This window comes from Mycobacterium sp. UNC410CL29Cvi84, from assembly GCF_000686745.1.
In the GTDB taxonomy this organism is placed as follows: Bacteria; Actinomycetota; Actinomycetes; order Mycobacteriales; family Mycobacteriaceae; genus Mycobacterium; species Mycobacterium mucogenicum_B.
Window position 1 is genome coordinate 31,194 of the sequence record NZ_JMLM01000015.1, and the last position, 23,538, is coordinate 54,731.

Annotated in this window: 21 protein-coding genes; 12 read left to right on the forward strand and 9 right to left on the reverse strand. The window is 67.6% G+C overall.

What is annotated here, in order from left to right:
* The first annotated feature begins 16 nt into the window (after nt 1-16).
* The 5 genes from BR47_RS0120865 to BR47_RS0120885 are packed head-to-tail and all read left to right on the forward strand — an operon-like array spanning nt 17 to nt 5,339.
* Nucleotides 17-1,399 (forward strand): aspartate aminotransferase family protein, encoded by a 1,383-nt coding sequence (locus BR47_RS0120865; RefSeq protein WP_029120677.1) that lies wholly within the window; start codon nt 17-19, stop codon nt 1,397-1,399.
* A 15-nt stretch (nt 1,400-1,414) separates the two neighbouring features.
* Nucleotides 1,415-2,143 carry a (Fe-S)-binding protein gene (locus tag BR47_RS0120870; RefSeq protein ID WP_029120678.1) on the forward strand — a complete coding sequence of 243 codons (729 nt, stop codon included), beginning with the start codon at nt 1,415-1,417 and terminating at the stop codon, nt 2,141-2,143.
* Nucleotides 2,140-3,579, forward strand: coding sequence for a LutB/LldF family L-lactate oxidation iron-sulfur protein (locus BR47_RS0120875; protein WP_051634919.1), 1,440 nt, complete (start codon nt 2,140-2,142; stop codon nt 3,577-3,579). Before BR47_RS0120870 ends, BR47_RS0120875 begins: the two co-directional genes overlap by 4 nt.
* Nucleotides 3,576-4,193 (forward strand): LutC/YkgG family protein, encoded by a 618-nt coding sequence (locus tag BR47_RS0120880; protein ID WP_029120680.1) that lies wholly within the window; start codon nt 3,576-3,578, stop codon nt 4,191-4,193. Before BR47_RS0120875 ends, BR47_RS0120880 begins: the two co-directional genes overlap by 4 nt.
* 21 nt (nt 4,194-4,214) lie before the next feature.
* Complete coding sequence (locus BR47_RS0120885; protein ID WP_029120681.1) at nt 4,215-5,339, forward strand: epoxide hydrolase family protein; 1,125 nt, start codon at nt 4,215-4,217, stop codon at nt 5,337-5,339.
* A gap of 1 nt (nt 5,340) precedes the next feature.
* Here BR47_RS0120885 and BR47_RS0120890 read toward each other — a convergent pair whose 3' ends face one another.
* The 4 genes from BR47_RS0120890 to BR47_RS0120905 form a co-directional block, all read right to left on the reverse strand.
* Nucleotides 5,341-6,717: a purine-cytosine permease family protein gene (locus tag BR47_RS0120890; RefSeq protein ID WP_029120682.1), complete on the reverse strand. Its 1,377-nt coding sequence runs from the start codon at nt 6,715-6,717 to the stop codon at nt 5,341-5,343.
* A 4-nt stretch (nt 6,718-6,721) separates the two neighbouring features.
* Nucleotides 6,722-7,606: an EamA family transporter gene (locus BR47_RS0120895; protein WP_029120683.1), complete on the reverse strand. Its 885-nt coding sequence runs from the start codon at nt 7,604-7,606 to the stop codon at nt 6,722-6,724.
* 138 nt (nt 7,607-7,744) lie between these two features.
* The gene (locus tag BR47_RS0120900) at nt 7,745-7,990 is read right to left on the reverse strand and encodes a hypothetical protein (protein WP_353582953.1); all 246 of its coding nucleotides are present in this window, start codon (nt 7,988-7,990) and stop codon (nt 7,745-7,747) included.
* 123 nt (nt 7,991-8,113) lie between these two features.
* Nucleotides 8,114-8,935: an acyl-CoA thioesterase domain-containing protein gene (locus BR47_RS0120905; protein WP_029120685.1), complete on the reverse strand. Its 822-nt coding sequence runs from the start codon at nt 8,933-8,935 to the stop codon at nt 8,114-8,116.
* Nucleotides 8,936-9,020: 85 nt separating this feature from the next.
* On the opposite strand from BR47_RS0120905, the gene BR47_RS0120910 reads away from it, so the two are divergent.
* Genes BR47_RS0120910 through BR47_RS0120920 form a run of 3 tightly spaced genes read left to right on the forward strand, consistent with a single transcriptional unit; the run spans nt 9,021 to nt 11,266 of the window.
* On the forward strand, nt 9,021-9,950 hold the full coding sequence (locus tag BR47_RS0120910; protein ID WP_029120686.1) for a LysR family transcriptional regulator: 930 nt from the start codon (nt 9,021-9,023) through the stop codon (nt 9,948-9,950).
* A 23-nt stretch (nt 9,951-9,973) separates the two neighbouring features.
* Nucleotides 9,974-10,783: a serine hydrolase gene (locus tag BR47_RS0120915; RefSeq protein WP_029120687.1), complete on the forward strand. Its 810-nt coding sequence runs from the start codon at nt 9,974-9,976 to the stop codon at nt 10,781-10,783.
* Between the two features lie 9 nt (nt 10,784-10,792).
* Entirely contained in the window at nt 10,793-11,266 is a 474-nt protein-coding gene (locus BR47_RS0120920; RefSeq protein WP_029120688.1) for an RDD family protein, read from the forward strand.
* Between the two features lie 4 nt (nt 11,267-11,270).
* Here the strand turns inward: BR47_RS0120920 and BR47_RS0120925 are convergent, their stop codons facing one another.
* Nucleotides 11,271-12,782: a carboxylesterase/lipase family protein gene (locus tag BR47_RS0120925; RefSeq protein WP_029120689.1), complete on the reverse strand. Its 1,512-nt coding sequence runs from the start codon at nt 12,780-12,782 to the stop codon at nt 11,271-11,273.
* A 79-nt stretch (nt 12,783-12,861) separates the two neighbouring features.
* On the opposite strand from BR47_RS0120925, the gene BR47_RS0120930 reads away from it, so the two are divergent.
* Nucleotides 12,862-13,560 (forward strand): hypothetical protein, encoded by a 699-nt coding sequence (locus tag BR47_RS0120930; RefSeq protein ID WP_029120690.1) that lies wholly within the window; start codon nt 12,862-12,864, stop codon nt 13,558-13,560.
* Nucleotides 13,561-13,563: 3 nt separating this feature from the next.
* On the opposite strand, the gene fadD11 is transcribed toward BR47_RS0120930, so the two are convergent.
* The 3 genes from fadD11 to BR47_RS31040 all read right to left on the reverse strand — a co-directional run bounded on the left by fadD11 (nt 13,564) and on the right by BR47_RS31040 (nt 19,727).
* Nucleotides 13,564-15,387, reverse strand: a complete 1,824-nt coding sequence (gene fadD11 / locus BR47_RS0120935) for a fatty acid--CoA ligase FadD11 (protein ID WP_029120691.1) — start codon at nt 15,385-15,387, stop codon at nt 13,564-13,566.
* A gap of 64 nt (nt 15,388-15,451) precedes the next feature.
* Nucleotides 15,452-18,985 (reverse strand): DNA polymerase III subunit alpha, encoded by a 3,534-nt coding sequence (gene dnaE, locus BR47_RS0120940; RefSeq protein ID WP_029120692.1) that lies wholly within the window; start codon nt 18,983-18,985, stop codon nt 15,452-15,454.
* Nucleotides 18,986-19,052: 67 nt separating this feature from the next.
* Nucleotides 19,053-19,727 (reverse strand): TetR/AcrR family transcriptional regulator, encoded by a 675-nt coding sequence (locus tag BR47_RS31040; protein ID WP_177127397.1) that lies wholly within the window; start codon nt 19,725-19,727, stop codon nt 19,053-19,055.
* Between the two features lie 391 nt (nt 19,728-20,118).
* Here BR47_RS31040 and BR47_RS0120950 point away from each other — a divergent pair, with 391 nt between their 5' ends.
* Genes BR47_RS0120950 through BR47_RS0120960 form a run of 3 tightly spaced genes read left to right on the forward strand, consistent with a single transcriptional unit; the run spans nt 20,119 to nt 22,576 of the window.
* A complete protein-coding gene (locus tag BR47_RS0120950; RefSeq protein ID WP_029120693.1) occupies nt 20,119-21,051 on the forward strand; it encodes a daunorubicin resistance protein DrrA family ABC transporter ATP-binding protein in 933 nt (310 codons plus the stop codon).
* Nucleotides 21,048-21,785, forward strand: a complete 738-nt coding sequence (locus BR47_RS0120955; RefSeq protein WP_029105006.1) for an ABC transporter permease — start codon at nt 21,048-21,050, stop codon at nt 21,783-21,785. Before BR47_RS0120950 ends, BR47_RS0120955 begins: the two co-directional genes overlap by 4 nt.
* Entirely contained in the window at nt 21,782-22,576 is a 795-nt protein-coding gene (locus tag BR47_RS0120960) for an ABC transporter permease (RefSeq protein ID WP_029105007.1), read from the forward strand. The genes BR47_RS0120955 and BR47_RS0120960 overlap by 4 nt, the downstream gene beginning before the upstream one ends.
* A 22-nt stretch (nt 22,577-22,598) precedes the next feature.
* Here BR47_RS0120960 and BR47_RS0120965 read toward each other — a convergent pair whose 3' ends face one another.
* The gene (locus BR47_RS0120965; RefSeq protein ID WP_029105008.1) at nt 22,599-23,525 is read right to left on the reverse strand and encodes a glycosyltransferase family 2 protein; all 927 of its coding nucleotides are present in this window, start codon (nt 23,523-23,525) and stop codon (nt 22,599-22,601) included.
* Nucleotides 23,526-23,538: the final 13 nt, after the last annotated feature.

Consider the following 23,538-nt stretch of genomic DNA (forward strand, 5'->3'; position numbering starts at 1 on the left):
CACTTGAGGACCTGACATGACCCTCGCCGCAGACCACGTTCTGCCCGCCGGACACACGATCGACTCGATGCGCGCCGAAGCCGAGCGCGCCTACGCGCTGGACCGCGCCCACGTCTTCCATTCCTGGTCGGCCCAGGCCGCGCTCAACCCCATGACCATCACGGCGGCCGAGGGCAGCTACTTCTGGGACGGCGACGGCAACCGGCTGCTCGACTTCTCCTCGCAGCTCGTCAACACCAACATCGGCCACCAGCACCCGAAAGTCGTTGCGGCGATTCAGGAACAGGCCGCCAAGCTGTGCACCATCGCGCCGCAGCACGCCAACGCCGCCCGCTCCGAGGCGGCCCGGCTGATCGCCGAGCTGACCCCCGGCGACCTCAACCACATCTTCTTCACCAACGGCGGCGCCGACGCCAACGAGCACGCCGTGCGCATGGCCCGGCTGCACACCGGCAAGCACAAGGTGCTCGCCCGCTACCGCGCGTACCACGGCGGCACCGACCTGGCGATCAACCTGACCGGTGACCCCCGGCGGTTCGCCAACGACCGCGGCGCCGCGGGCGTCGTCCACTTCAACGGACCGTTCCTGTACCGTTCGGTGTTCCACGCCGAGACCGAGGACCAGGAGTCCGCCCGGGCCCTCGACGAACTGCGGCGCGTCATCGAGCTCGAGGGCGCGTCGACCATCGCGGCCATCATCCTGGAGTCCATTCCGGGCACCGCGGGCATCATGGTGCCGCCGCCGGGCTATCTGGCGGGCGTGCGCGCACTGTGCGACGAGTACGGCATCGTGATGATCGCCGACGAGGTCATGTCCGGCTTCGGCCGATCCGGAAAGTGGTTCGCCATCAACCACTTCGATGTCGTTCCGGACCTGCTGACGTTCGCCAAGGGCGTCAACTCCGGCTATGTGCCGCTGGGTGGCGTCGCAATCAGCAACGCCATCTTCCAGACCTTCGCCGAGCGCGCCTACCCCGGTGGCCTGACCTACTCCGGGCACCCTCTGGCGACAGCTGCCGCCGTCGCGACCATCAACGCGATGCGCGACGAAGGCATCGTCGAGAACGCGGCCCACCTCGGTGCCGACATCATCGGGCCGGCCCTGCGGGACATGGCGCAGCGGCACCGCAGCGTCGGTGAAGTCCGCGGCGCGGGCGTGTTCTGGGCCGTCGAACTGGTCAAGGACCGGGAAACGCGCGAACCGCTGGCGCCCTACGGTGGCAGCAGTGCCGCGATGAACACCGTCATCGCGTTCTGCAAGGACAACGGCCTCATGCCGTTCACCAACTTCAACCGTATCCATGTGGTGCCGCCGTGCAATGCCACTGACGACGAGGTCCGCGCCGGGCTGGAAATCCTGGACCGCGCCCTCGACGTGGCGGACCAGTACGCCCGGTAGAGGTACTGTCGGCCGGTGCGGATAGCGCTGTTCGCGACTTGCCTGGCCGATGCCATGTTTCCGGCTGCCGCCATCGCCACGGTGCGGCTGCTGGAACGGCTGGGTCACCGGGTGGAGTTCCCGGCCGGGCAGACCTGCTGCGGACAGATGCACGTCAACACCGGGTACCTGCGTGAAGCCGTGCCGTTGGTGCGCAACCACGTCGACGCCTTCACCGGCTTCGACGCCGTCGTGGCGCCGTCGGGATCGTGCGTCGGGTCGGTGCGTCACCAACACGCGATGGTGGCCCGGCGCGCCGGCGACACCGGGCTCGCGGCGCGCGCCGAATCGGTTGCGGCGCACACCTTCGAGCTCTCCGAGTTCCTGGTCGACGTGCTCGGCGTCGACGACGTCGGCGCCTACTACCCGCACCGCGTCACCTACCACCCGACATGCCACTCGCTGCGGATGCTGGGTGTGGGTGACAAGCCACTGCGGCTGCTGCGCAACGTCCAGGGCCTGACGCTCGTCGAACTGCCGCAGGCCGAATCCTGTTGCGGCTTCGGTGGCACCTTCGCCTTGAAGAACGCCGACGTGTCCACGGCGATGCTCGAAGACAAGATGGCGAACATCGCGACGACGGGCGCCGCGGTGTGCACGGCAGGTGACGCATCGTGCCTCATGCACATCGGGGGTGGGCTGAGCCGGATCGGCAGCGGCGTCCGTACCGTGCATCTGGCCGAAATCCTGGCGGCCACATCGTGACCGGGAATCTTCGTGGCGACCAGAGCTTTCCGGCTGCCGCGCGGACCGCGCTCAGCGACGCCCAACTACGCCGCAACATCGGCCATGCCACCGGCACCATCCGCGCCAAACGTCTTGCCGCCATTGCCGAATGCGACGACTGGGAACAGCTGCGCGCCGCCGGCAGCGCACTGAAACAGGACGTGCTGGCGCGGCTACCGGAACTGCTGGAGGAACTCGAAGCCAACGTCACAGCGCGTGGCGGCACCGTGCACTGGGCGCGCGACGGCGACGAAGCCAATCGCATTGTCGCCGAGCTGATCCGGGGCACCGGCAGCACCGAGGTCGTCAAGGTGAAGTCGATGGCCACGCAGGAAATCGGGCTCAACGAGTACCTGGAGGCCGAGGGCATCACGCCCATCGAGACCGACCTGGCCGAGCTTATCGTCCAACTCGGACACGACAAGCCGAGCCACATCCTCGTCCCGGCGATCCACCGCAACCGCACCGAGATCCGGGACATCTTCGAACGCGAAATGCCCGGCGCCGGCGAACTCACCGACGAACCCCGGGTGCTGGCGATGGCCGCCCGCGCGCATCTGCGGCGAAAGTTCCTGTCCGCCAAGGTCGCCGTCAGCGGCGCCAACTTCGGCGTGGCCGAAACCGGGACCCTGGCGGTCGTCGAATCCGAGGGCAACGGCCGCATGTGCCTGACGCTGCCCGAAACCCTGATCACCGTGATGGGCATCGAGAAGGTGATCCCGCGCTTCACCGATCTCGATGTGTTCATGCAACTGCTGCCGCGGTCGTCGACCGCCGAGCGGATGAACCCGTACACCTCGATGTGGACCGGAGTGCACCCCGGCGACGGCCCGCAGCAGTTCCATCTGGTGCTGCTCGACAACGGCCGGACGCGCGTCCTCGCCGACGAGGTGGGACGTGCTGCGCTGCACTGCATCCGATGCAGCGCCTGCCTGAACGTCTGCCCGGTCTACGAACGCACGGGCGGGCACGCCTACGGCTCGGTGTACCCGGGACCCATCGGCGCGATCCTCAGCCCCCAGCTGACCGGGACCACCGGTCACGACGACCCGAACGCGAGCCTGCCGTATGCGTCGTCGCTGTGTGGAGCCTGCTTCGAGGCCTGTCCCGTCCGCATCGACATCCCGTCGATCCTGGTGCATCTGCGGGCGGCTCAAGTCGATACAGAACGCGGCGGACTTCCCTCCGGACAGGATTTGGCGATGAAAGCCGCGGGCTGGGCCATGGGGTCCGCGTCGCGGTTCGGGCTGGCGGAGAAGGCGCTCGGCGCGGGCCGACTGCTCGCCGGCAAGGACCACCGCATCACCAACCTGCCGTGGCCGGCATCGAAATGGACTGCGAGCCGCGATGTTCCGGCACCACCGGCGGAGACGTTCCGGCAGTGGTGGGCCCGCAACCGGAGCGGCGACCAATGACCGACGCTCGGGAAGCCGTACTGGGGCGCATCCGCGCCGCGCTCGGATCGGCCCCGCCGGCCGCGGTGCGCGTGCCACGCGACTATGACCGGCAGCCCTTGACCGGCCTCGGCGATGTCGACCGATTCGCCGAGACGGTGGCCGACTACCGGGCACAGGTACACCGCGTCGCCGAGACGGAAGTGGCCACGGTGATCGCTGCCCTCGTCGGCACCGGGTCCGCGGTGATCCCCGCGGACCTGCCGCCCGACTGGGTGACGGGCATCCACACCGTCGTCGACGACCCGCCCGTCACCATCGATGTGCTGGACAGCGTCGATGCGGTGGTGACCGACTGCGCCCTCGGGATCGCATCGACCGGAACCATCGTGCTGGATGCCGGTGCGGCACAAGGCCGGCGCGCGCTGACGCTGGTGCCAGACCATCACGTCTGCGTCATCCGGGCCGACCAGATCGTCGACACCGTGCCGCAGGCGTTCGCGGCGCTCGAGCCGTCCCGCCCACTGACCTTCATCTCCGGGCCGAGCGCGACGAGCGACATCGAACTGCAGCGCGTCGAGGGCGTGCACGGTCCACGCACCCTCGACGTGGTGATCGTCGAAGCCGCCCGGTAAGAATGGATCTTCGTGACCGAGATTGCACCTTTCCAGATCGCCGTGCCCGACGCAGTGCTGGACGATCTGCGCCACCGGCTGGCCAACACCCGGTGGCCCGAAGCCGAGTGCGTCGACGACTGGAGCCAGGGCATTCCGCTCAGCTACACCCGCGCGCTGGCCGACTACTGGGCGAACGACTACGACTGGCGGGCCCGCGAGGCGGCGCTGAACCGGTTCGATCAGTACGTCACCGAAATCGACGGCCTGGACATCCATTTCATCCATCAGCGGTCACCGCACCCCGACGCACTGCCGCTGATCATCACGCACGGGTGGCCCGGGTCGATCGCCGAGTTCCAGAAGGTCATCGGCCCGCTGACCGATCCGACCGCGCACGGCGGCCGCGCGGAAGACGCGTTCCACGTGGTGTGTCCGTCACTGCCCGGTTATGGCTTCTCGGGTAAACCCGCCGCCACCGGATGGGGCATCGAGCGGACCGCACAGGCGTGGGATGACCTGATGGTGCGACTCGGCTACACCCGCTACGGCGCGCAGGGCGGCGACTGGGGTGCGGCGGTGACCACCCAGATCGGGCGAAACGTGGGTCATTGCATCGCCATTCACACGAACATGCCCATGGGCCGTCCCGCCGCCGGCACGACGGAGTTCACCGCAGAGGAACAGAACGCGCTGGCGGCGTTGAAGCACTACCAGGACGTGGACTCCGGCTATGCCAAGGAGCAGTCCACCCGTCCGCAGACGATCGGCTACGGCCTGGTCGATTCACCGGTGGCGCAACTGGCGTGGATCGTCGAGAAGTTCTGGTCGTGGACCGACCACGACGGTGACGTGGAGAGCGCGCTGAGCCGTGACGAGATGCTCGACGACGTGATGATCTACTGGGCCACCGCCACCGGAGCATCGTCGGCGCGGCTGTACTGGGAGAGCTTCCGGGTGTTCGGCGGCGGGCAGCGCAAGGTCGAGCTGCCGACCGGCGTCGCGTCGTTCCCCAAGGAGATCCTGCGGGCACCGCGCTCCTGGTGCGAGACCGGGTACAACATCACCCACTGGACGACGATGCCGCGCGGTGGTCACTTCGCGGCATTCGAGCAGCCCGAGTTGTTCGTCGACGACGTGCGTGCGTTCTTTGCGACGGTGCGCTGACTCAGGAACTCCTGAGCCGCCGGTAGCCGCCGTAGACCACCAGTGCGACAACGAAATTCACGAAGTACGCGATGTCGGCACCATGCCACGCGATGGCGACGGGCCCTTGCAGCAGCGTGGTGTTCATGAACGGGATCGCGGCGCCGTAGGCCACCAAGAACGCGACCAGGGCGGCCACGGCGTCGGCCCGCGGCGTCGTCTCCGCGGCGGGATCCACGGTCGGCCGGCCGTGGCTGCGGCGGCGCCAGTCGACGATCACGATGGCCGCGAACGCCGGAATCCAGTAGCTGATCAGAAGCAGCACATTGGTGAATCGCGTTGCGGTGTCGCCGGTGTGGAGCCAGAGGATGAGGCCGAACGCCAGCGCCGTCACCACCAATGAGGACACCGGCCGCCGCACGCGGACACCCAGCGTCTGCAGGGCGAGCGAACCGCTGTAGTCGTTCATCACACCCGAGCCGACCGACGCCAGCGCGATGATGAGCAGTGCGACGGCACCCAGTGCTCCCCCGCCCATCACCGACCGCACGCCCTCGGCGGTCTGGTCGGTGATGAGACTCCCGGCGGCGATGCCGATGGTCTCGACGAACACGTACGCGGCAGCCAGTCCGGCGAAACTGAACCCGAAAACCTTGCGCGGCGCGGAATCCGCCGGGAGGTAGCGGCTGAAGTCGGCGGCATAGCTGGCCCAGGACACGGCCAGGCTCAGGGCGATGGTGACCGCCAGCACGAAGGCTCCGGCCAGGTCGGCACCGTGCGCGGTCGCCGGTGCCACGACCTGATGTCCGGCAACGAGTTTCACCGCGAACACGACGAACGTCGCGAACAACACCACGGTGAGGACGGCCTGTAGCCGGTGGATCAGCTCGTAGCCGATGAACCCGACCGCACCCTGCACGCCCAGCACGATCAGCACCGCCGCCCAGAACGGGATACCGAGCAGCACGGCGAGCGCTTCGCCGCCGAACAGACCGACCAGTGCGTCCCACGCCACCGACGAGAGCCATTGCAGCACAGCGGGTACCGCGATCAAACCGCCGAACGCCATCCGTGCCCCGGGCAGCTGCGCGGCACCGGTGCGCGGGCCCAGCGTGGAGAGGTAGCCGACGACCAGCGACCCGAGCACCGTGCCGACGATCATCGCCAGCATCGCCAGCCAGAACCCCAGACCGAGTGCGCCGATCATCGCGCCGGTGAAGACGCACGTCATGTTGATCTGCGGCGCGAACCACACCGTGAACAGTCGGCCCGGCGTGCCGTACCGCCGATCTGCCGGAACGGGCGCGATGCCATGGGTTTCCACAGACATGTCCCCCGCGCCGCTGGGGGTACGGCCGGTGAACGGTGAGGCGGTGAGCGCAGTGGCCGGTGGCGTCATGCCCCTATTCGACCACGAGTACCGGTTCCCGTCGGTCGGTCTCGGATGCAGGTCGGGCCCCGGTGCGCGCGGCGCCGATACCGGCGAGCACGACGAGTGCGATGCCGGCGACGGCGGGCAGCCCCGGCACCTGATGCAGCACGATCAGCCCGAGCGTCATGGCGAATGCGGGTTCGAGGCTCATCAGCGTGCCGAACGCCGCCGCGGTGAGGCGCTTGAGGGCCAGCATCTCCAGCGTGAACGGGATGGCCGGCAACAGGATGGCCAGACCCAGGCCGGCCAGCAGCAGGTGCGGAGTCAGATGGCCGACGACAGACGGACCGGCCACCATGGTGACGACCAGACCGGCCACCGGCATGGACACCGCCAGACCCGTGATGCCGGAGACCTCGTCGCCGACGCGCTGCGTCAGCAGGATGTAGGCACCGAGGCAGACCGCTGAAGCCAGCGCTGCGAGCACACCCACGGGGTCGACGGCAGCCGCCCACGGTTGGGTCAGCAGAACGACGCCGGTGCCCGCCATCGCGGGGAACAGCAGCCGTCCGCGTCCGCGCCCCTTGGCCACTGCGACGGCAAGCGCGCCCAGGTATTCCAGGGCACTCGCGGTGCCGAGCGGAATGCGGGAGACCGCCACCATGAACAGCAGCGTGAAGCCGGCGGTGGCGATACCGAGCAGGACACACGACAGCAACGCCGAGCGGGTGAACGACTTCGGCCGCGGCCGGACGAACAGCAGCATCAACGTGCCGGCCCAGGCCAGGCGGAGCCAGGCCACGCCGGCCGGCCCGATGCCGTCCATGAGCTTCACCGCAAGGGCGGCACCCAGCTGCACCGACATCATGGACGCGACGGTCATGAGTGCGCCGTTTCGCGCCGCTGCGGTGGTCATGCGTTGTATTGAACGGGAACCGGAATGTTCATGTCCACGTGATAATCGTGGATATACCGTTCATAATTTATGAATGAAGCCGTTGTTGCAACGGCTGCAACAACGGCCCCTTCGTGATCCGGATCGGAACCGAACCGGTCAGAACGTCGGAACGAACGTGCCGTTCACCCAGACGCCCCAGTGGTTCCATCCGGCATCCCAGACCTGGGGATTACCCATCGACCACGCCGGTTCAGCCGGCTTCGGGGGTGCCCATGCCGGCGGTGCCGTCACGGTGGGCCCGGGAGGCGGCGTCATGCTCGCCGTGGCCATGCCTGCGCCAACACCTGCGGCACCGGCGAACAGAGCACCGGCAACAGCGGTGGTGACAGCTGTTTTCTTCATCCTCATCGCGATCCTCCAATCAGATGATTGCGGGGTGTCCCACCCCACGGATTGCTCGGACAGTTCTTGGTTACCGCATGCGTCCCGTCGCTAAACCTTCTGCAGCGCTTCACAATCGGAGCGCTACACGTCGCGCCTGATCCGATCGGGGAAACGGCTGTGGCCGAAGTCGATCTGAGCGGCGGGATTGCTGACCGCGGTGGTCAGACCGGTGCCGATGGGCCCGGCGCTGTCGTACAACGTGGTGGCACCGACCGCGATGCCGCGGTCCGCCCAGTGCGTCTCGGCCTCGACGCCGACCCAGTCGTCCTGCGGCAGCCGCGTCAACGCCACGGTCAGGTCGCCGTTGATGTAGCCGATGCCCGCGGTCCCCAGATTCGTGACCATGCTGGTGCCCTCGGCCGCCACGGCAGCCCGGACGAACGGTGTGTTGGTCTCGCCTTCGATGACGTCGAGGGGCTGGTTGACGTAACGCTTGCGACCCGCGTTCTGGTGCTCGGCGATGGTCCGCGTCCAGCCGACACCGTCACTGCTGATGTACGGCGCCAGGCCGCCATCGATCTCCGCGGGTGGCTCGAAATCGGTTGCGCCGAACCACTCCTCACCAGGGGGCGCCTCAGCGAGCCGATACTGCACCAGCGTGGCCCGGGCGACGATCACGCCGTCCTGCACCACGTCACACTCGGAATTGCGGACGCGTCGCCCGTCCCGGACCAGCTTCACCTCGGTCGTCGTCGGCACCCCGCGCGCGGCACGGAACAGGTCGACGGTGAGCCGGGCCGGCAGAAAGTCGGGCAGTCCGAACGCGGCCTCGAGCGCGTGGGCGGCCAACCCCACCACCGCCGGACCGTTGAGGTGGTCTTCGCCCCACAGACTCTGGGCGAATCGGGTCGGCTGGACCCGATCGGCGTCGATCGGGATGAAGTGGGCTGGGCGTGCGGTCATTTTCGGATCGTCGCACATTGGCTAAATATTCATAACTTCGGGCCAGATGACGCAGAATCGTGCAGATTCCCTGGACAATGGTCGGATGGACACCCGTCGGCTGCGCCTCCTGCTGGCGCTGTCGCGCCTGGGGTCGATGCGGGCCGTCGCCGAGAACCTCAATCTGACGACGTCGACGGTGTCGCAACAGATCGCGGCACTCGCCAAGGAGACCGGCACGCAACTGATCGAACCGGAGGGCCGCCGAGTCAGGCTGACACCCGCCGGGCAGCGCCTGGCCGATCATGCCGTGACCATTCTCGCCGCCGTCGACGCGGCACGCCTGGACCTCGATTCCGACGCCGAACCCGTCGGCACGCTGCGGATCGGTGGCTTCGCGACCGGCATCCGCGTCTCGCTGCTGCCGATCCTGGCGGAACTGACCCGGGAACACCCCGGAATCGACGTCGCCATCAGCGAATACGAGCCCATCGAAGCGTTCGCGCTGCTCACCGACGACGACCTGGACCTGGCCCTGACCTACGACTACAACCTGGCCCCGGCCTCCCCCAGCCCATTGCTGGAAGGCTTTGCGCTGTGGTCGATTCCGTGGGGTCTGGGCCTGCCGGCCGACGAAGCGCACGGACCCGCCGAGCTGTCCGACTACGCGGACCGGACCTGGATCGTCAACTCCCGCAACACCGCTGACGAGGACGCCGTCCGCACGCTGGGTGCGCTGAGCGGGTTCACCCCGCGCATCGCCCATCAGATCGACAGCCTGGAACTGGTCGAGGACCTCATCGTCGCCGGATACGGCGTCGGACTGCTGCCGCTGGAACGTCCGACGAGCGCAGGCATCAAGGTGGTTCCGCTGGCCGGGCCGACGGTGATCCACACCGCCTACGCCGTCACCCGCAAGGGCCGCACCAATTGGCCACCGCTGCGGGCCGTGCTCGACCGGCTGCGACCGGGCGACGGCCCGGTGCCCCTGCCGACGTGGCCGCGCCCAGAAGCCGCCGGCACCGAACGACATTGACCGAGATCTGGGAGGCTACCGGCGTGAAACTGCTCAGGGCGGCACTGGTCGCAACGCTCTTGGCCGGGCCCGCACTGCCCGCCGCGCGCGCCGAATGTACCGGCGCCTGCGACGCGCAGCAACGCGTCGCGGCGGCCGACGCCTACCTGGCGACCCGACCGGGCACCGTCGGCTACGTGCTGCGCGACCGCAAAACCGGTGCGGTATACCGCAATTCGCATGCCGGAGACATGGTCTGGACGGCCTCGACCATCAAACTCGGCATGGTGGTTGACCTGTTCGCGCGGCAGAGCGCCGGGCTCCTGCGGCTCACCGACAACGACATCGCGCTGATGGGCAAGATGCTGCACACCTCGGACAACGACGCCGCCGACACACTGTGGACACGGTACGGCGGACCCGACCACACCATCTTCAACAACGACTTCCCGCATTTCGGCATGACGCGGGTCCAACCGCAACGCGGATTCGGAGACATGTTCCCCTACTGGGGTTTTCAGAAGTCGACCACCGATGATCTGGACCAGATGGTCAACTACATGCTGACCCGGCTGCGGCCCAACGAGACCGCCTGGATCGTGAGCGCCATGCAGAACGTCGACCCGATCCAGCAGTGGGGCGTCTGGGGCGCCGGCCCGAACATGGCGCCCGGCAACAAGGACGGCTGGTCCGACGAGCAGGGCGGCTGGGTGACCAACACCGTCGGATTCGCCGGGCCCGGACAACGTTTCACCCTGGCCGTGATGAACGCGTTGAACGGCGCCGGGGGCAATGCGGACGGCCAGGCCACGACTACGCGGCTAAGCCAGATATTGCTGGCCAATCGGCAGTAAATTGACGCCATGACCTATGGCGAGAACTACCCAACGTCAGGCGCTTACGGCGCACCCACCCCGGTGCATCCCGGTGACCTGCTGCCCCGTTTCTTCGCACGGTTCATCGACGGACTGATCGTCGGAGTGCTGGCCTTCTTCGGTGCCTTCTCGATCGGCTCGATGTCCGATGTCATGGTGACCGGCCTGTTCTCCGGGCTGGGCACCTTCCTGTACTTCGTGCTGTTCGAGGTACTGGCCGGCGCAACGCCCGGCAAGATGGTGCTGGGCCTGAGCGTCCGTGGGCCCCACGGCATGGCCAAGCCCGACTTCAAGCAGTCGGCCATCCGCAACTCGTTCACGCTGCTCCCCATCATTCCGTGGATCGGCGGGCTGCTGGCGTTCATCGCGTACATCTTCATCGCCGTCACCATCAGCTCCAGCCCCTGCAAGCAGGGCCGGCACGACGAGCTTGCCGGCGGCACCCAGGTGGTCAAGAAGTAGCGGCCTAGCCGTGGACCAGTGAAAAGCCTTCCCAGGCTTGACGCTGCTCGGCGCGGGGGTCGAACTCGACACGCGTCTTGCGGTCGAAGACGAGGACGGCGCGGTCGTCGGCGTCGTACCGTGGCCAGTCCTCGCCGGGGACACCCGTGCGGGCGAATGCCCGCCACCGGTTCTGCACGTCATTGCTGATCCGCAGCGCCGACTTGCGGTCCATGGCGGCGGTCAGCAGCGAACCCAGCGGAGTGCGGTACACGTCGAAGACCGCCAGTAGTTCGGTGGCGTGCGTGGCACCGAGGCGCGTCCAATGCAGCGCCGGCGGCGCGTAGTCGTACCGGTACGCGTAGGTGGGCGCGTGGTGCATGTGCGCGCCGGCGATCTCCCACGACGCCGTGCCGAAGGCGAAGTCGCCGCCGAGCTTGATACAGGCGTCGGCCGATTGCGGGTAACCCGGATAGGCCCCGACTATCCGGGCGCGCTGCTCGGCCGGCACATGGGCCAAGATGCGTTCGATCATGGCCTCGTTGGTGGGCAGCAGCTGCATGAACTTGGTGAACAGGCGGCCCTCGTCGGCGTTGCTCCCCACGATCAGCGGAACCAGGTGGGCCCGCCCCTCGCGCATCGCGACAATCGGATCTTCGGGCAGGAACTCGGTTCCGCACGCCGGCCCGGCCGGGAAGGCGCCCGGCATGTCGGCCACCGCCCCGTGGATGACGCGGTCCAGCGCCGCCATCAGCTCAACCGGTCTCGCCGACATCAGCGCGGCGGCGCCGTCCCGCTCGCCGGCTCCCAGCTGCTCGGCGAACTGCTTCGCGAACTGGGCCGCAGCGTCGGGTGAACGCACCATGCCGCTGGCGGGACTCTCGGCAATCGCTTGGTGGAAAAGGCCTTTCGCCTGCGGCACGGCGAGCAGCGTCGCCACGGCATGGGCGCCGGCGCTCTCCCCGAAAATGGTGACGTTGTCCGGATCGCCGCCGAACACCGCGATGTTGGTCCGCACCCACTGCAGGGCCGCCACCAGGTCGCGCAGGAACAGGTTGTCGTCCAGCGGATGCTCCGCGGTGGCCAGGGTCGACACATCGAAGCAGCCGAGTGCGCCCAGCCGGTAGTTGGCCGAGACGAAGATGCAGCCGCGCCGCGCGAGTGCGGCCCCGTCGTAGATCGGGGTGGCAGAACTGCCGAGGATGTAGCCGCCGCCGTGGATGAAGAACATCACGGGCAGCGGCTCGCCGGTGGGCTGCTCGGGCGTCACCACGTTGAGGGTCAGGCAGTCCTCGCCCATCGGCTGGTACTTGCCCACACTGAGCATCGTGTATTTGCGGTCCTGCGGCGCGCAGTAGGTGAAGCCATGGCAGTACCGCACGCCGCGCCAGGGCTGCACGGGTTGCGGGGCCCGGTAGCGCCACGGGCCGACCGGCGGCCGCGCGTAGGGCACGGAACGCCAGCGGTGCACGCCGTCGCGGGTGAAGCCCTCGATGGTTCCGCTGTCGATCGTCACGCGGACGGTACGTTCGTGCATAAATGGACACTATCGAAAATCTGTAATCACCGGGGTGCCTGAGCCGCGTGTTGCACCCCTGCCGGTTACCCTGGCGGGCATGCGACTTCCGGTGGTCCTCGCGGCATGTGCCCTGGTTGCGGGTTGTGCCGCCACGTCGGACCAGCACGGACGGCCCGGCGTGGCGATCTCGGAGCCGTCACTGTCGGCCACCGCACCATCGAGTCGTCCCCCGGCTCCGACGCCGAAAGCCGCACCCACCACGCCGCCGCCGGCGGGCGCACCCGTCGCCGATGTGATCGCCTGGGTGGAGGCCGGTACCCCGGCCGACCCGGCGGGCTTCCACACCGCGAGACGTGACGGCACGCCCACAGATCTGGGTACCGACATCGCGTTCACCACGGCGTCGGGCGCCAACTGCATGACCGACAAGAGTTTCAACGGCACGCTGGCATGCCTGACGCACCTGAAGTCCCCGCCGCCGCAACCGGCCGACACCTATGGCCACTGGGTGGGCGGCTGGGTCGATTTCGAGGGGCCGACAGCGGAAGTCGGCTCGGTGCACGGAGATCCGGGACGATTCAACAAGGGCAGCGGCCCCAAGCTCAAAGACGGGCAGAGCCTGCGGTTCGGCGACTACCAGTGCCGCGCCGACGCCACCGGGCCGGTCTGCGTGAACTACGCGCGCCGCACCGCGGTCCGGTTCAGCGACGCCGGCATTCAGACCTTCGGCTGCCTGACGCCGGTGCTCCCGGCACCCGAAGGTGTCGGACTGAAGTTCGCCTGCACGACGACCTGATGGTCAATTCGCCGCGGCGGCAGTCACTTTCGGTTCGTGGACGGTCGGACCCGGGTCCGCCGCGTAGAGGGCCTCGATCTCGGCGGCGTACTTCTCGACGACGGGACGCCGCTTGAGCTTCATGGTCAACGTGATCTCGTCTCCCCCGGGCTCCCAGAACGTCGGCAACACCGAAAACCGCTTGATCTGCTCGACGCGCGACAACTCGGCATTGCCCTGGGCCACACCGGCGGCGATCTGCGCGATCAGTTCGGGGTCGGCGGCCAGCGCCTCGGGTGAGGCGTCGGCGAGTCCGCGCTGCGCGGCATAAGGGCCGGCGGACTCGGCGTCGAGCACGATGAGCGCGGTGTTGTAGGGCCGCGCGTCGCCGATGGCCATCACCACGCCGATCAGCGGGCACGCGGCCTTGATGGATTTCTCGATGTTGGCGGGCGACATGTTCTTGCCGGCCGCGTTGATGATCAGTTCCTTCTTGCGGTCGACGATGGTCAGGTAACCCTCGTCGTCGATCTGGGCGACGTCGCCGGTGTGCAACCAGCCGTCCGCGTCGAGCGCCTCGGCCGTCTTGGCCGGTTCTTTCCGGTAGCCCTTCATGACCAGCGGCGCGCGCACCAGCAGCTCGCCGTCATCGGCCAGCCGGCATTCCACGCCGGGCAGCGGCCTGCCGACGGTACCGAGTTTGGTGTCGCGCGGATGGCTCACCGTGGCAACACAACTCAGCTCCGACATGCCCCACAGCTCGGTCATCGGGAGCCCGAGTCCGACGAAGAAACCGAGGGTCTGCACCGGGATCGGCGCCGCGCCGGAAACCGCCCACCGCACCTGGTCCAGGCCCAGTCGTTCGCGCAGTTTGGACAGCACCAGGTCGTCGGCGGTGGCCCACTCGGCGGCGACCTCGTCGGGCACCGGCTGGTGCGCGAGCAGCGCCGCGGCCTTCTTGGCGCCGATCGACAGGGCCCACTGCAGCGCCGCCCGCTTCATCTCATCGGGCTCATTGGCGACCGCGAATTCGACTGCGGCCTTGAGCTTTTCCCACACGCGCGGCACCCCGCCCCACACCGTCGGCCGGACCTCGGGCAACGCCGCGGCGATCGCGCGGACGTCCGCGACACAGGTGAGCTGCGTGCCGAACACCTCCTGGAAATACAGCCCGGTCAGGCGATCGGCGATGTGGGCCGTCGGCAGGTAGGACGTGCCACGGTCGCCGAATCGGATGCCCAGCACGTCGTCCACCGCGAACGCCTCGAACAGGATGTTGGCGTGCGTCATCTCCACGCCCTTCGGCTTGCCGGTGGTACCCGAGGTGTAGATGAGCGTGACGACGTCGTCGGCGCGGACCGCGCGCCAGGTGGCCTCGAAGTCGAAGTCCGCGGGCGCGGCGGCCAGCAGCTCGTCGACGCTCAACGCACCGTCGACCGCTCCGTCGATGACGACGATGTGTTCGATCGGTGCGCCGCTGGCGCGAATGCGGTCGACGAATTGTGCCTCGCACATCACGACTTTCGTGCCGGCGTTGCCGAAGACATGCGCCAGGTCCGCCGGCGGCAACGTGTTGTACACCGAGAACGACGTGGCGCCCACGTGCTGCGCGCCGACCTCGAGCGGATAGAACTCAACCCGATTGGCCATCATCAGCGACACCGTGTCGCCGCGGGCCACCCCGAGCCCGCTGAGCCCGGCTGCAACCGCGCGCACCTGTGCGGAGTACTGCGCCCAGGTGAGCGTCGGCCCGCCACCGGCGGTGCGCAATGCGACGGCGTCCGGATCGATCGACGCCGTCAGCTGGAAGGCTTCACACAAGGTGGTCGGACGCTGCGCTGCGGACATGGGGAGCCTCCTCGTTCGGCCCCATGATCGAAGCACAGCCGGGCCCACCTCGGGATGGTTCCAGCTAACCTCCGAGACAGCCCGGACCCAGCAGCGCCTTCAAGTCACCCATCAACGCCGACGACGGTGTCACGCGCAGCGTCTGGTCCAGTTCCAGGGTGGTGATCCGGTCCCCACTGATGAGCCGCAGATGCACCTGAGAGGTGCCCGGGTGGTGGGCCAGCACCTGCTTGAGCGCGCTGACCTTCTCCGGGGTGCACTGCCGGGTCGGCAGGCTCACCGCGAGCGGACGGTCGGCCTGCGCATTCGAAAAGTCCGGCACCACAAGGTCACTGGCGAAGATCGAGACCCGCTCGTCCTCGACCCGGGCCTTGCCGCTCACCAGCACGATGGCGTCGTCCATGATGTCGGCACCGAACACGGCGTAGGTCTTCGGGAAGAAGTTCACCGTCACCGAACCGTTGAGGTCTTCCAATTGGGCTGAGGCCCAGGGCAATCCCTGCTTGTTGACCCGTCGTACCACGCCCGCCAGAATGCCGCCGATGCGGACCTGCGAGTCGTTGGCGACAGCACCCTCGAGGATGGCCGGAATCTGGGTGTCCACCTGCGCGGTGAGCAGGTGCGCGACACCGTTGAGCGGATGGCCGGATACGTACAGGCCCAGCATCTCTCGCTCCAGGGCGAGCTTGTGCTTGTCGTCCCACTCGTCGTCGGGCACCTTGATGGTGAAGGCCGCATCGCCGGCATCCCCGGCGTCACCGCCGCCGAACAGGTCGAACTGGCCCATGGCCTCGGCCTTCTTGGTGCCGAGCACCGAGTCGACCGCGTCGGCGTGCACCAGGAACAGGCCCTTGCGGGCGTGGCCCAGCGAGTCGAAAGCGCCTGCCTTGACCAGAGATTCGGTGACCCGCTTGTTGCAGGCCGTGATGTCGATCTTGCTGAGGTAGTCGGAGAAATCGGTGTATTTCCCCTTGTCGGTGCGGGCCGCGATGATGGACTGCACCACGTTGGCGCCGACGTTGCGCACACCGCCAAGCCCGTAGCGGATGTCCTTGCCGACCGACGCGAAGTTGTGCACCGACTCGTTGACGTCCGGCGGCAGCACGGTGATGCCCAGGCGGCGGCAATCCGCCAGGTATATCGCGGCCTTGTCCTTGTCGTCACCGACCGAGGTCAGCAGACCCGCCATGTACTCGGCCGGATAGTTGGCCTTGAGGTAGGCGGTCCAGAACGACACCAGGCCGTACCCGGCAGCGTGCGACTTGTTGAACGCGTAGCCGGCGAACGGCAGCACCGTGTCCCAGAGCGCGGTGATCGCCGCCTGCGAGAAGCCGTTCTGCTTCATGCCGTCGGCGAACCCGCCGTAGGCCTCGTCGAGGATTTCCTTCTTCTTCTTACCCATCGCGCGACGCAGCAGGTCTGCTTGGCCGAGCGAGTAGCCCGCCACCTTCTGCGCGATGTGCATGATCTGCTCTTGGTAGACGATCAAACCGTAAGTCTCGGAAAGGATGTCGCGCAGCGGCTCTTCGAGCTCCGGGTGGATCGGCTTGATCTCCTGCAGCCCGTTCTTACGCTTGGCGTAGTCGGTGTGCGCATCCACACCCATCGGACCCGGCCGGTACAGCGCCAGGACGGCCACGATGTCCTCGAAGCCCGTCGGCCGCATCAGTTTCAGCAGATCGCGCATCGCGGAACCGTCGAGCTGGAACACCCCGAGCGTGTCGCCGCGCGCCAGCAGCTCGTAGGTTTTCGGGTCGTCCAGGCTCAGGTGGTCGAGGTCCAGATCGATGCCGCGGTTGGCCTTGATGTTCTCCAGGGCGTCACCGATGACGGTGAGGTTGCGCAGACCCAGGAAGTCCATCTTCAGCAGACCGATGGCCTCACACGACGGGTAGTCCCAGCCGGTGATGATGGCGCCGTCCTGGGCGCGCTTCCACATCGGGATGGCATCGATGAGCGGCTCGGAGCTCATGATCACCGCACAGGCGTGCACGCCGGCGTTACGGACCAGGCCCTCCAGGCCGCGGGCAGTCTCGTAGATGGTGCGCACGTCCGGGTCGGTGTCGATCAGCGCACGGACCTCGGCGGCTTCCTTGTACCGCTCGTGGTTGGGGTCGGTGATGCCCGCCACCGAGATGTCCTTGGCCATGATCGGCGGCGGCAGCGCCTTGGTGATCCGGTCGGCGATGGCGAAGCCCGGCTGCCCGTAGTGGACGCGGGCCGAATCCTTCAGCGCCGCTTTGGTTTTGATGGTACCGAAGGTGATGACCTGGGCGACGCGGTCACTGCCCCACTTCTCGCTGGCGTAGCGCACCATCTCACCGCGGCGGCGGTCGTCGAAGTCGATATCGATATCGGGCATCGACACGCGCTCGGGGTTGAGGAAGCGCTCGAACAGCAGACCGTGCGGGATGGGGTCGATGTTGGTGATGCCCATCGCCCAGGCGACGAGCGAACCGGCCGCCGAACCTCGGCCCGGGCCCACCCAGATACCGACTTCGCGCGCGTGGCTGATGAGGTCACCGACGACGAGGAAGTACGCCGGGAAGCCCATCTGCACGATGACGCTGATCTCGTACTCGGCGCGGTCGAGGTACTCCTGCGGCGGGCCGGCCGGGAAACGCCGGTCCAGGCCACGCAGCACCTCTTTACGCAGCCACGTGGCCTGCGTCTCGCCCTCGGGCACCGGGAAGATCGGCATCCGGTCGTGGAACTTCCAGACGTCGGCGTAGGACTCGACGCGCTCGGCGATCAGCAACGTCGAATCGCAGGCACCGGGTACCTGGTGGTCCCACATGGCCCGCATGTCCGCGGCCGACTTGAGGTAGTAGCCGTCACCGTCGAACTTGAACCGCGTCGGGTCGGACAGCGTCTTGCCGGTCTGGATACACAGCAGCGCCTCGTGGTTGTGCGAGGCCTCACGGGTGACGTAGTGGCAGTCGTTGGTGGCCAGCGGAGGGATGCCGAGCTTCTTGCCGATGTCCAGCAGGCCCTCGCGGACCCGGCGCTCGATCTCGATGCCGTGGTCCATCAGCTCGAGGAAGAAGTTCTCCTTGCCGAAGATGTCCTGCCACTTGGCCGCGGCCTCGATGGCTTCCTGCTCGTGCCCGAGGCGCAGCCGCGTCTGCACCTCACCCGACGGGCAGCCGGTGGTGGCGATGATGCCCGCGGAGTGCTCGGCGATGATCTCCGCGTCCATGCGGGACCACTTGCCGAGCTGACCTTCGAACGACGCCAGCGACGACAGCTTGAACAGGTTGCGCAGACCGGTCGCGTTCTCCGCGACCATCGTCATGTGGGTGTACGAACCACTACCCGAGACGTCGTCGCTCTTCTGGCTCGGGTCACCCCAGGTGATGCGCTTGGTGTTGAAGCGCGACGCGGGCGCGATGTACGCCTCGATGCCGATGATCGGCTTGATGCCCTCTTTGGTGGCGGTGTTGTAGAACTCGCTGGCGCCGAACATGTTTCCGTGGTCGGTCATGCCGATTGCCGGCATGCCCAGCCGGATGGCTTCCTGCACCATCGGCTTGACCTTCGCAGCACCGTCCAGCATCGAGTACTCGGTGTGATTGTGGAGGTGCACGAACTGGCTCATAGGGCTGCCAGTCTAAAACGGGCCACCGACACGTCTCGGCGTGTCGGGCTCTGTGTCGTCGGCGGGACTACGACGACGCCGTGGCGGCCGCGGGCGCGGGCTCTCCGGCGGGCCCGGCTGCCGTTGCCACGGAACCCACCAGCAACCCCTTGTACAACACCTGTTGCAGTTGCTTAGTTACCGCCTCGACACGATCCCGGTCGGCCACCAGCCCGGCATAGAACCCGAGCCCCCACACCATGGTGTACAGCAGGTCGGCAACAGGGGCCACAGCCGTCCCGGCAGGCAACTCGCCGCGCGCGACGGCGTCCCGCACAGCCTGGTCCATGAATTTGCGGACGGCGGCCTTCGCGTCCCGGCGCGGCGCCGGTAGCCGGTCGGCCTCCAGATACGAACTGACCAGCAGCGCCACACTGCCCGGTTCATGGACACCGGCGTTGCGGAATTCGGTGACGAGCACCGAAATCTGTGCTGGAAGAGTGGATTCCGCGCCGGCACGGGCGATGCAGAGGTCGATCGTCGTGGCGATCTCGTTCAGCAGGCAGTGGTAGATGTCCTCGCGCGTCTGGAAGTGGTAATGCAGCGTAGGGCGGCTCAACTCGGCGATCTCGGCGATGGCCTGGATGGTGGTGGCGTGGTAGCCACGGACCGCGATCACCTCGCGTGCGGCGCCCAGGATGCGCGCCCGGGTCTGTGCCGAATCGGTGCCCGCCGGGCGACCCCGACGGCGTGTTGCCTTCACTGGGAGAACATCGAGATGCACCATGCCACGTCCTCGCACAGAAAGGGATATTTACGAATTCAGCAAACTCTAAGACATAGCTGATACGTGGTCAACCGCAACCTCGCCAACCGCCGACCGGCTTGCCCCGTGCGACCCGCCCGCGTGGTCGATTCAGTCCGGTGACCGGCACAGACGGCGTCGTGTCCGGCGGTCGAGCGGCGACACATTCCGCGGCGGCAACGAGTACCGCTATTCATTTGCCCGAAAATTTGTCGCCGACGTAGAGATTCGGCAACCGAATCGCGGCCCGGATGCGGCCCTCGCCCGGCGACACATAGTGATGATGTCCACATCGCGGCGGGCGCTGTGCGAATTGAATGCCCGGTCGCTCTCTGTATCGTATGAGTCCGTGATCGAGCTCATTAACGTCGCCAAGACTTTTGGCGGGTCCGTTCCCGCACTCCGCGACGTGAGCTTTTCCGTCCCCACGGGCTCTGTGTGTGCGTTGCTGGGACACAACGGCGCCGGCAAGACGACGACGGTCAAGATCCTGTCCACCTTGCTCAAGCCGAGCTCGGGCCAGGCCATCGTCGCCGGCTACGACGTGGCAAAGGAACCCGCGAAGGTCCGGCAGTCCATCGGCGTCACCGGACAGGACGCCGCCCTCGACCTCCGGCTGACCGGACGGGAGAACCTCGTCCTGTTCGGACGCCTGCGCGGCCTGCGGCGCGGCGAAGCCCGCAGCCGGGCCGACGAACTGATCACCCAATTCGACATGGGACACGCCGCGGACCGTCAGGTGAGCGGGTACTCCGGCGGTATGCGCCGCCGGATCGACATCGCGGTCTCGCTCGTCGTCCCGCCGAAGGTGCTGTTCCTCGATGAGCCGACCACCGGCCTCGACCCGCGCAGCCGCCGCGACGTCTGGAATCTGGTGTCCTCGATGAAGGCCCAGGGCATCACGGTCCTGCTGACGACGCAGTACCTGGAGGAAGCCGACATCCTCAGCGATTCCATCGTCATCCTCAACGGCGGGCAGATCGTCGCCCGCGGGACGGCCGACGAGCTCAAGCGCCAGACGGGCTCGAGCTACTGCGAGATGACGCCCCTCAACCCGGATGACCTGCCGCGCATCGCGACGGCCCTGGCGGACTTCGACGAGATCGAGGTCGACACCGACGCGACGACGGTGTCGGTACCGGCGCCGGGCGGCGTCGCGACCCTGACCGAGGTCTTCCGCCGGATGGACGAGATCGGCGTCGAACTCATCGACATCTCTCTGCGCCGCCCCTCACTCGACGAGGTGTTCCTCCACCTCACCACCCCGGTCAAGTCGAAGTGACGGCGTTCGGACTCCTGACGGCCCGCATCCTCCGCAAGGGCTGGCTGGACCTCGTCTTCGCCGTACTGGTGCCGGTATCCACGCTGATCGGCCTCACCTTCATGCTCGGTGACGTCATCGCCACCGGCGACATGAGCTACGTGCAGTACATCCTGCCCGCGGTCGTCGTCCAGGCGATGTTGTTCGGCGCCCTGACCACGACCGACCGGGCCGCCGGGGAGAAGGCCAGCGGACTCGGCGCCCGCATGCGCACGCTCCCCATCTCTCCCTATGCGCCGTTCCTGGCCCGCATGGCCTACTGCCTGATCCGCGGACTACTGGCATTGGTCGCCTCGGTGCTGGCCGCGTACCTGTTCGGATTCCGCCTGACGACAGGTTTCGGCTATGCGGCCGCCTTCATCGTGCTGGCGCTGACGTTGACCCTGGCCGTGTCCTTCGGCGCCGACGCCACCGGCTCCAAGGCCGGACGTGCCGAAGTGGCCAGCCAGCTGCTGCTGATCCCCCAGCTGTTCCTGGTGATGCTGTCGACCGGCCTGGCGCCCGTCGAGGCGTTTCCCACGTGGCTGCATTCTTTCGTGCGCTACCAACCGGTTTCGCTGATCACCGACGCGCTGCGCGGATTCACCAGCGGTCACATCGACACGGGCATCCTCGGCGCCAGCATCGCGTGGACCGTCGGGCTGTTGGTCGTCTTCGGCGCTGTCGCGGTTCGACTTCAGGAGCGCTCATCGTGAATCCGACCAAACAGCACCAACATTCGCGCCTCACCGAGAGCTGGATATTCGCGAGCCGGCTGTTCATCCAGTGGCGCCGGTACCCGATGGTGCCCGTGCAGGCCCTGGTGTTCCCGACCCTGCTGCTGCTCATCTACGGCATCCTGGTCGGCAAGTCGATGGTCCGCCTCACCGGCAACAGCGGACTGGATGTCCTGATCCCCGTGTGCACGCTGGCCGGTGCCATGTCGGGCGCCATCGGCGCCGGTCTGGCCGTGCCCCACGACCGCGACAGCGGTCTGCTGACGCGGCTGTGGATCATGCCGGTCCGGCGGACGTCTCCCCTGACCGGCGCGCTGCTCGCCGAGGCGCTGCGCACCTTTGCCGCATCGGCATTCGTGGTGGCGGCCGGTTACCTGATGGGCTTCCGGTTCTCGGGCAGCTGGATCGCGCTGGTGGTCTATCTGTTGATCCCCGTCGCCATCGTGGTGGTGTTCGCCACCATCGTGATCACGCTGGCCCTGCGACCCCAGGGCCGGATGATCCTCACCTGGACCAACACCGCGTGCATGGGCCTGGCGTTCGCGACGCTGATCCCGCCGGCGAAGATTCCGGCCGCGCTGCGCCCGATCGCCGACTACCAGCCGATCGCACCGGCGGCCGCCGCCATGCGGGCTCTGTCGAACGGCGGTGCGTTCTGGCAGCCCCTCGCCGTGGCGACGCTCTGGCTCGTGGTGATCGCGGCAGTCGTCGTGCCGCTGGCGGTGCGTTCGTACCGCGCGGCAGTCGAGGGCGGCAAGGTCGACGGCTGAGCCCGCCGGACTGGGCCCAGGCCTAGTCCGTGTCCCGGGACACGTCGAAATGCACCGGCATCTCGAACTCCTTGCGCTTCAGCTGCGCCGCGAAATAGCCGTACTGGAAAGCGATTCCGAGGATCGCGGTCGCCGCCAGCTCCGACACCGGGCGGCGCAGCTCGGCACGCATCGTCGTCCACGCTTCCGCGGGTGAGACACGTGCGGGCGCATGGGTGCCCTTGCTGACCGAGTCATTGCGGTGCGCCCAGCGGATGTACGCGTTGCTGTTGCCGTAGCGCTTCCACTGGCTGGCCAGATCGCGGATTGCCGTCCGCGGCTCCCACTCCATCAGCACCCGCGTGTCGGTGGCGATGGTGCCGAGCGACTGGTCCTGGATCCGCCAGCAGATATCGAGATCGCCGCCACCGCGCATCGCCCGGAACCCGTCCACCTTCTCGAATGCGATCCGGTCGATACCGAGATTGCAGGTCGGGTAGTAGTCGGGTCGTGGCGGCACCATGCCGACGACGGCCTTCATCGCGCCGCCGCCGCGGGGCAGCATGAACGGCTGCATCTTTGCCGCCATCCGGGCAGCCACCGTCGGCCCCGACAACGTGCGAACGTTGGTGCAGGACAACGCAACTCCCGGCTGTGCCTGCAGCGCTCGGTGCGCGTCGAGCAGACCGGGCAGCGGCCGGCAGCGGCCGTCGATGAAGAGCAGGATGTCGGCGTCCGACCGGCTCGCGGCGACCTGGCGCGCGTAGTACGGACCCCGGCTGTTCGTCAGCGTCACGACGCGCGCGCCCAACGAGCGCGCGACCGCCGCGGTCTCGTCGACCGATGCGTCGTCGACGACGGTGACCCGGTCACCGTCGGACAGCTGATCGAGCAACGGCCGCAACAGGCCCGGAAGGTGATCGGCCATGTCGCGGACCGGAATGATCACGTCGATCGTCTGACCCGCCATGGATCAATCTCCT

Coding starts and splice junctions, on each gene's coding strand:
- BR47_RS0120865 (WP_029120677.1), top strand. CDS start 17: ATGACCCTCGCCGCAGACCACGTTCTGCCCGCCGGACACACGATCGAC.
- BR47_RS0120880 (WP_029120680.1), top strand. CDS start 3,576: ATGACCGACGCTCGGGAAGCCGTACTGGGGCGCATCCGCGCCGCGCTC.
- BR47_RS0120890 (WP_029120682.1), bottom strand. CDS start 6,717: ATGACGCCACCGGCCACTGCGCTCACCGCCTCACCGTTCACCGGCCGT.
- BR47_RS0120895 (WP_029120683.1), bottom strand. CDS start 7,606: ATGACCACCGCAGCGGCGCGAAACGGCGCACTCATGACCGTCGCGTCC.
- BR47_RS0120900 (WP_353582953.1), bottom strand. CDS start 7,990: ATGAAGAAAACAGCTGTCACCACCGCTGTTGCCGGTGCTCTGTTCGCC.
- BR47_RS0120905 (WP_029120685.1), bottom strand. CDS start 8,935: ATGACCGCACGCCCAGCCCACTTCATCCCGATCGACGCCGATCGGGTC.
- BR47_RS0120910 (WP_029120686.1), top strand. CDS start 9,021: ATGGACACCCGTCGGCTGCGCCTCCTGCTGGCGCTGTCGCGCCTGGGG.
- BR47_RS0120920 (WP_029120688.1), top strand. CDS start 10,793: ATGACCTATGGCGAGAACTACCCAACGTCAGGCGCTTACGGCGCACCC.
- BR47_RS0120925 (WP_029120689.1), bottom strand. CDS start 12,782: ATGCACGAACGTACCGTCCGCGTGACGATCGACAGCGGAACCATCGAG.
- BR47_RS0120930 (WP_029120690.1), top strand. CDS start 12,862: ATGCGACTTCCGGTGGTCCTCGCGGCATGTGCCCTGGTTGCGGGTTGT.
- fadD11 (WP_029120691.1), bottom strand. CDS start 15,387: ATGTCCGCAGCGCAGCGTCCGACCACCTTGTGTGAAGCCTTCCAGCTG.
- dnaE (WP_029120692.1), bottom strand. CDS start 18,985: ATGAGCCAGTTCGTGCACCTCCACAATCACACCGAGTACTCGATGCTG.
- BR47_RS0120965 (WP_029105008.1), bottom strand. CDS start 23,525: ATGGCGGGTCAGACGATCGACGTGATCATTCCGGTCCGCGACATGGCC.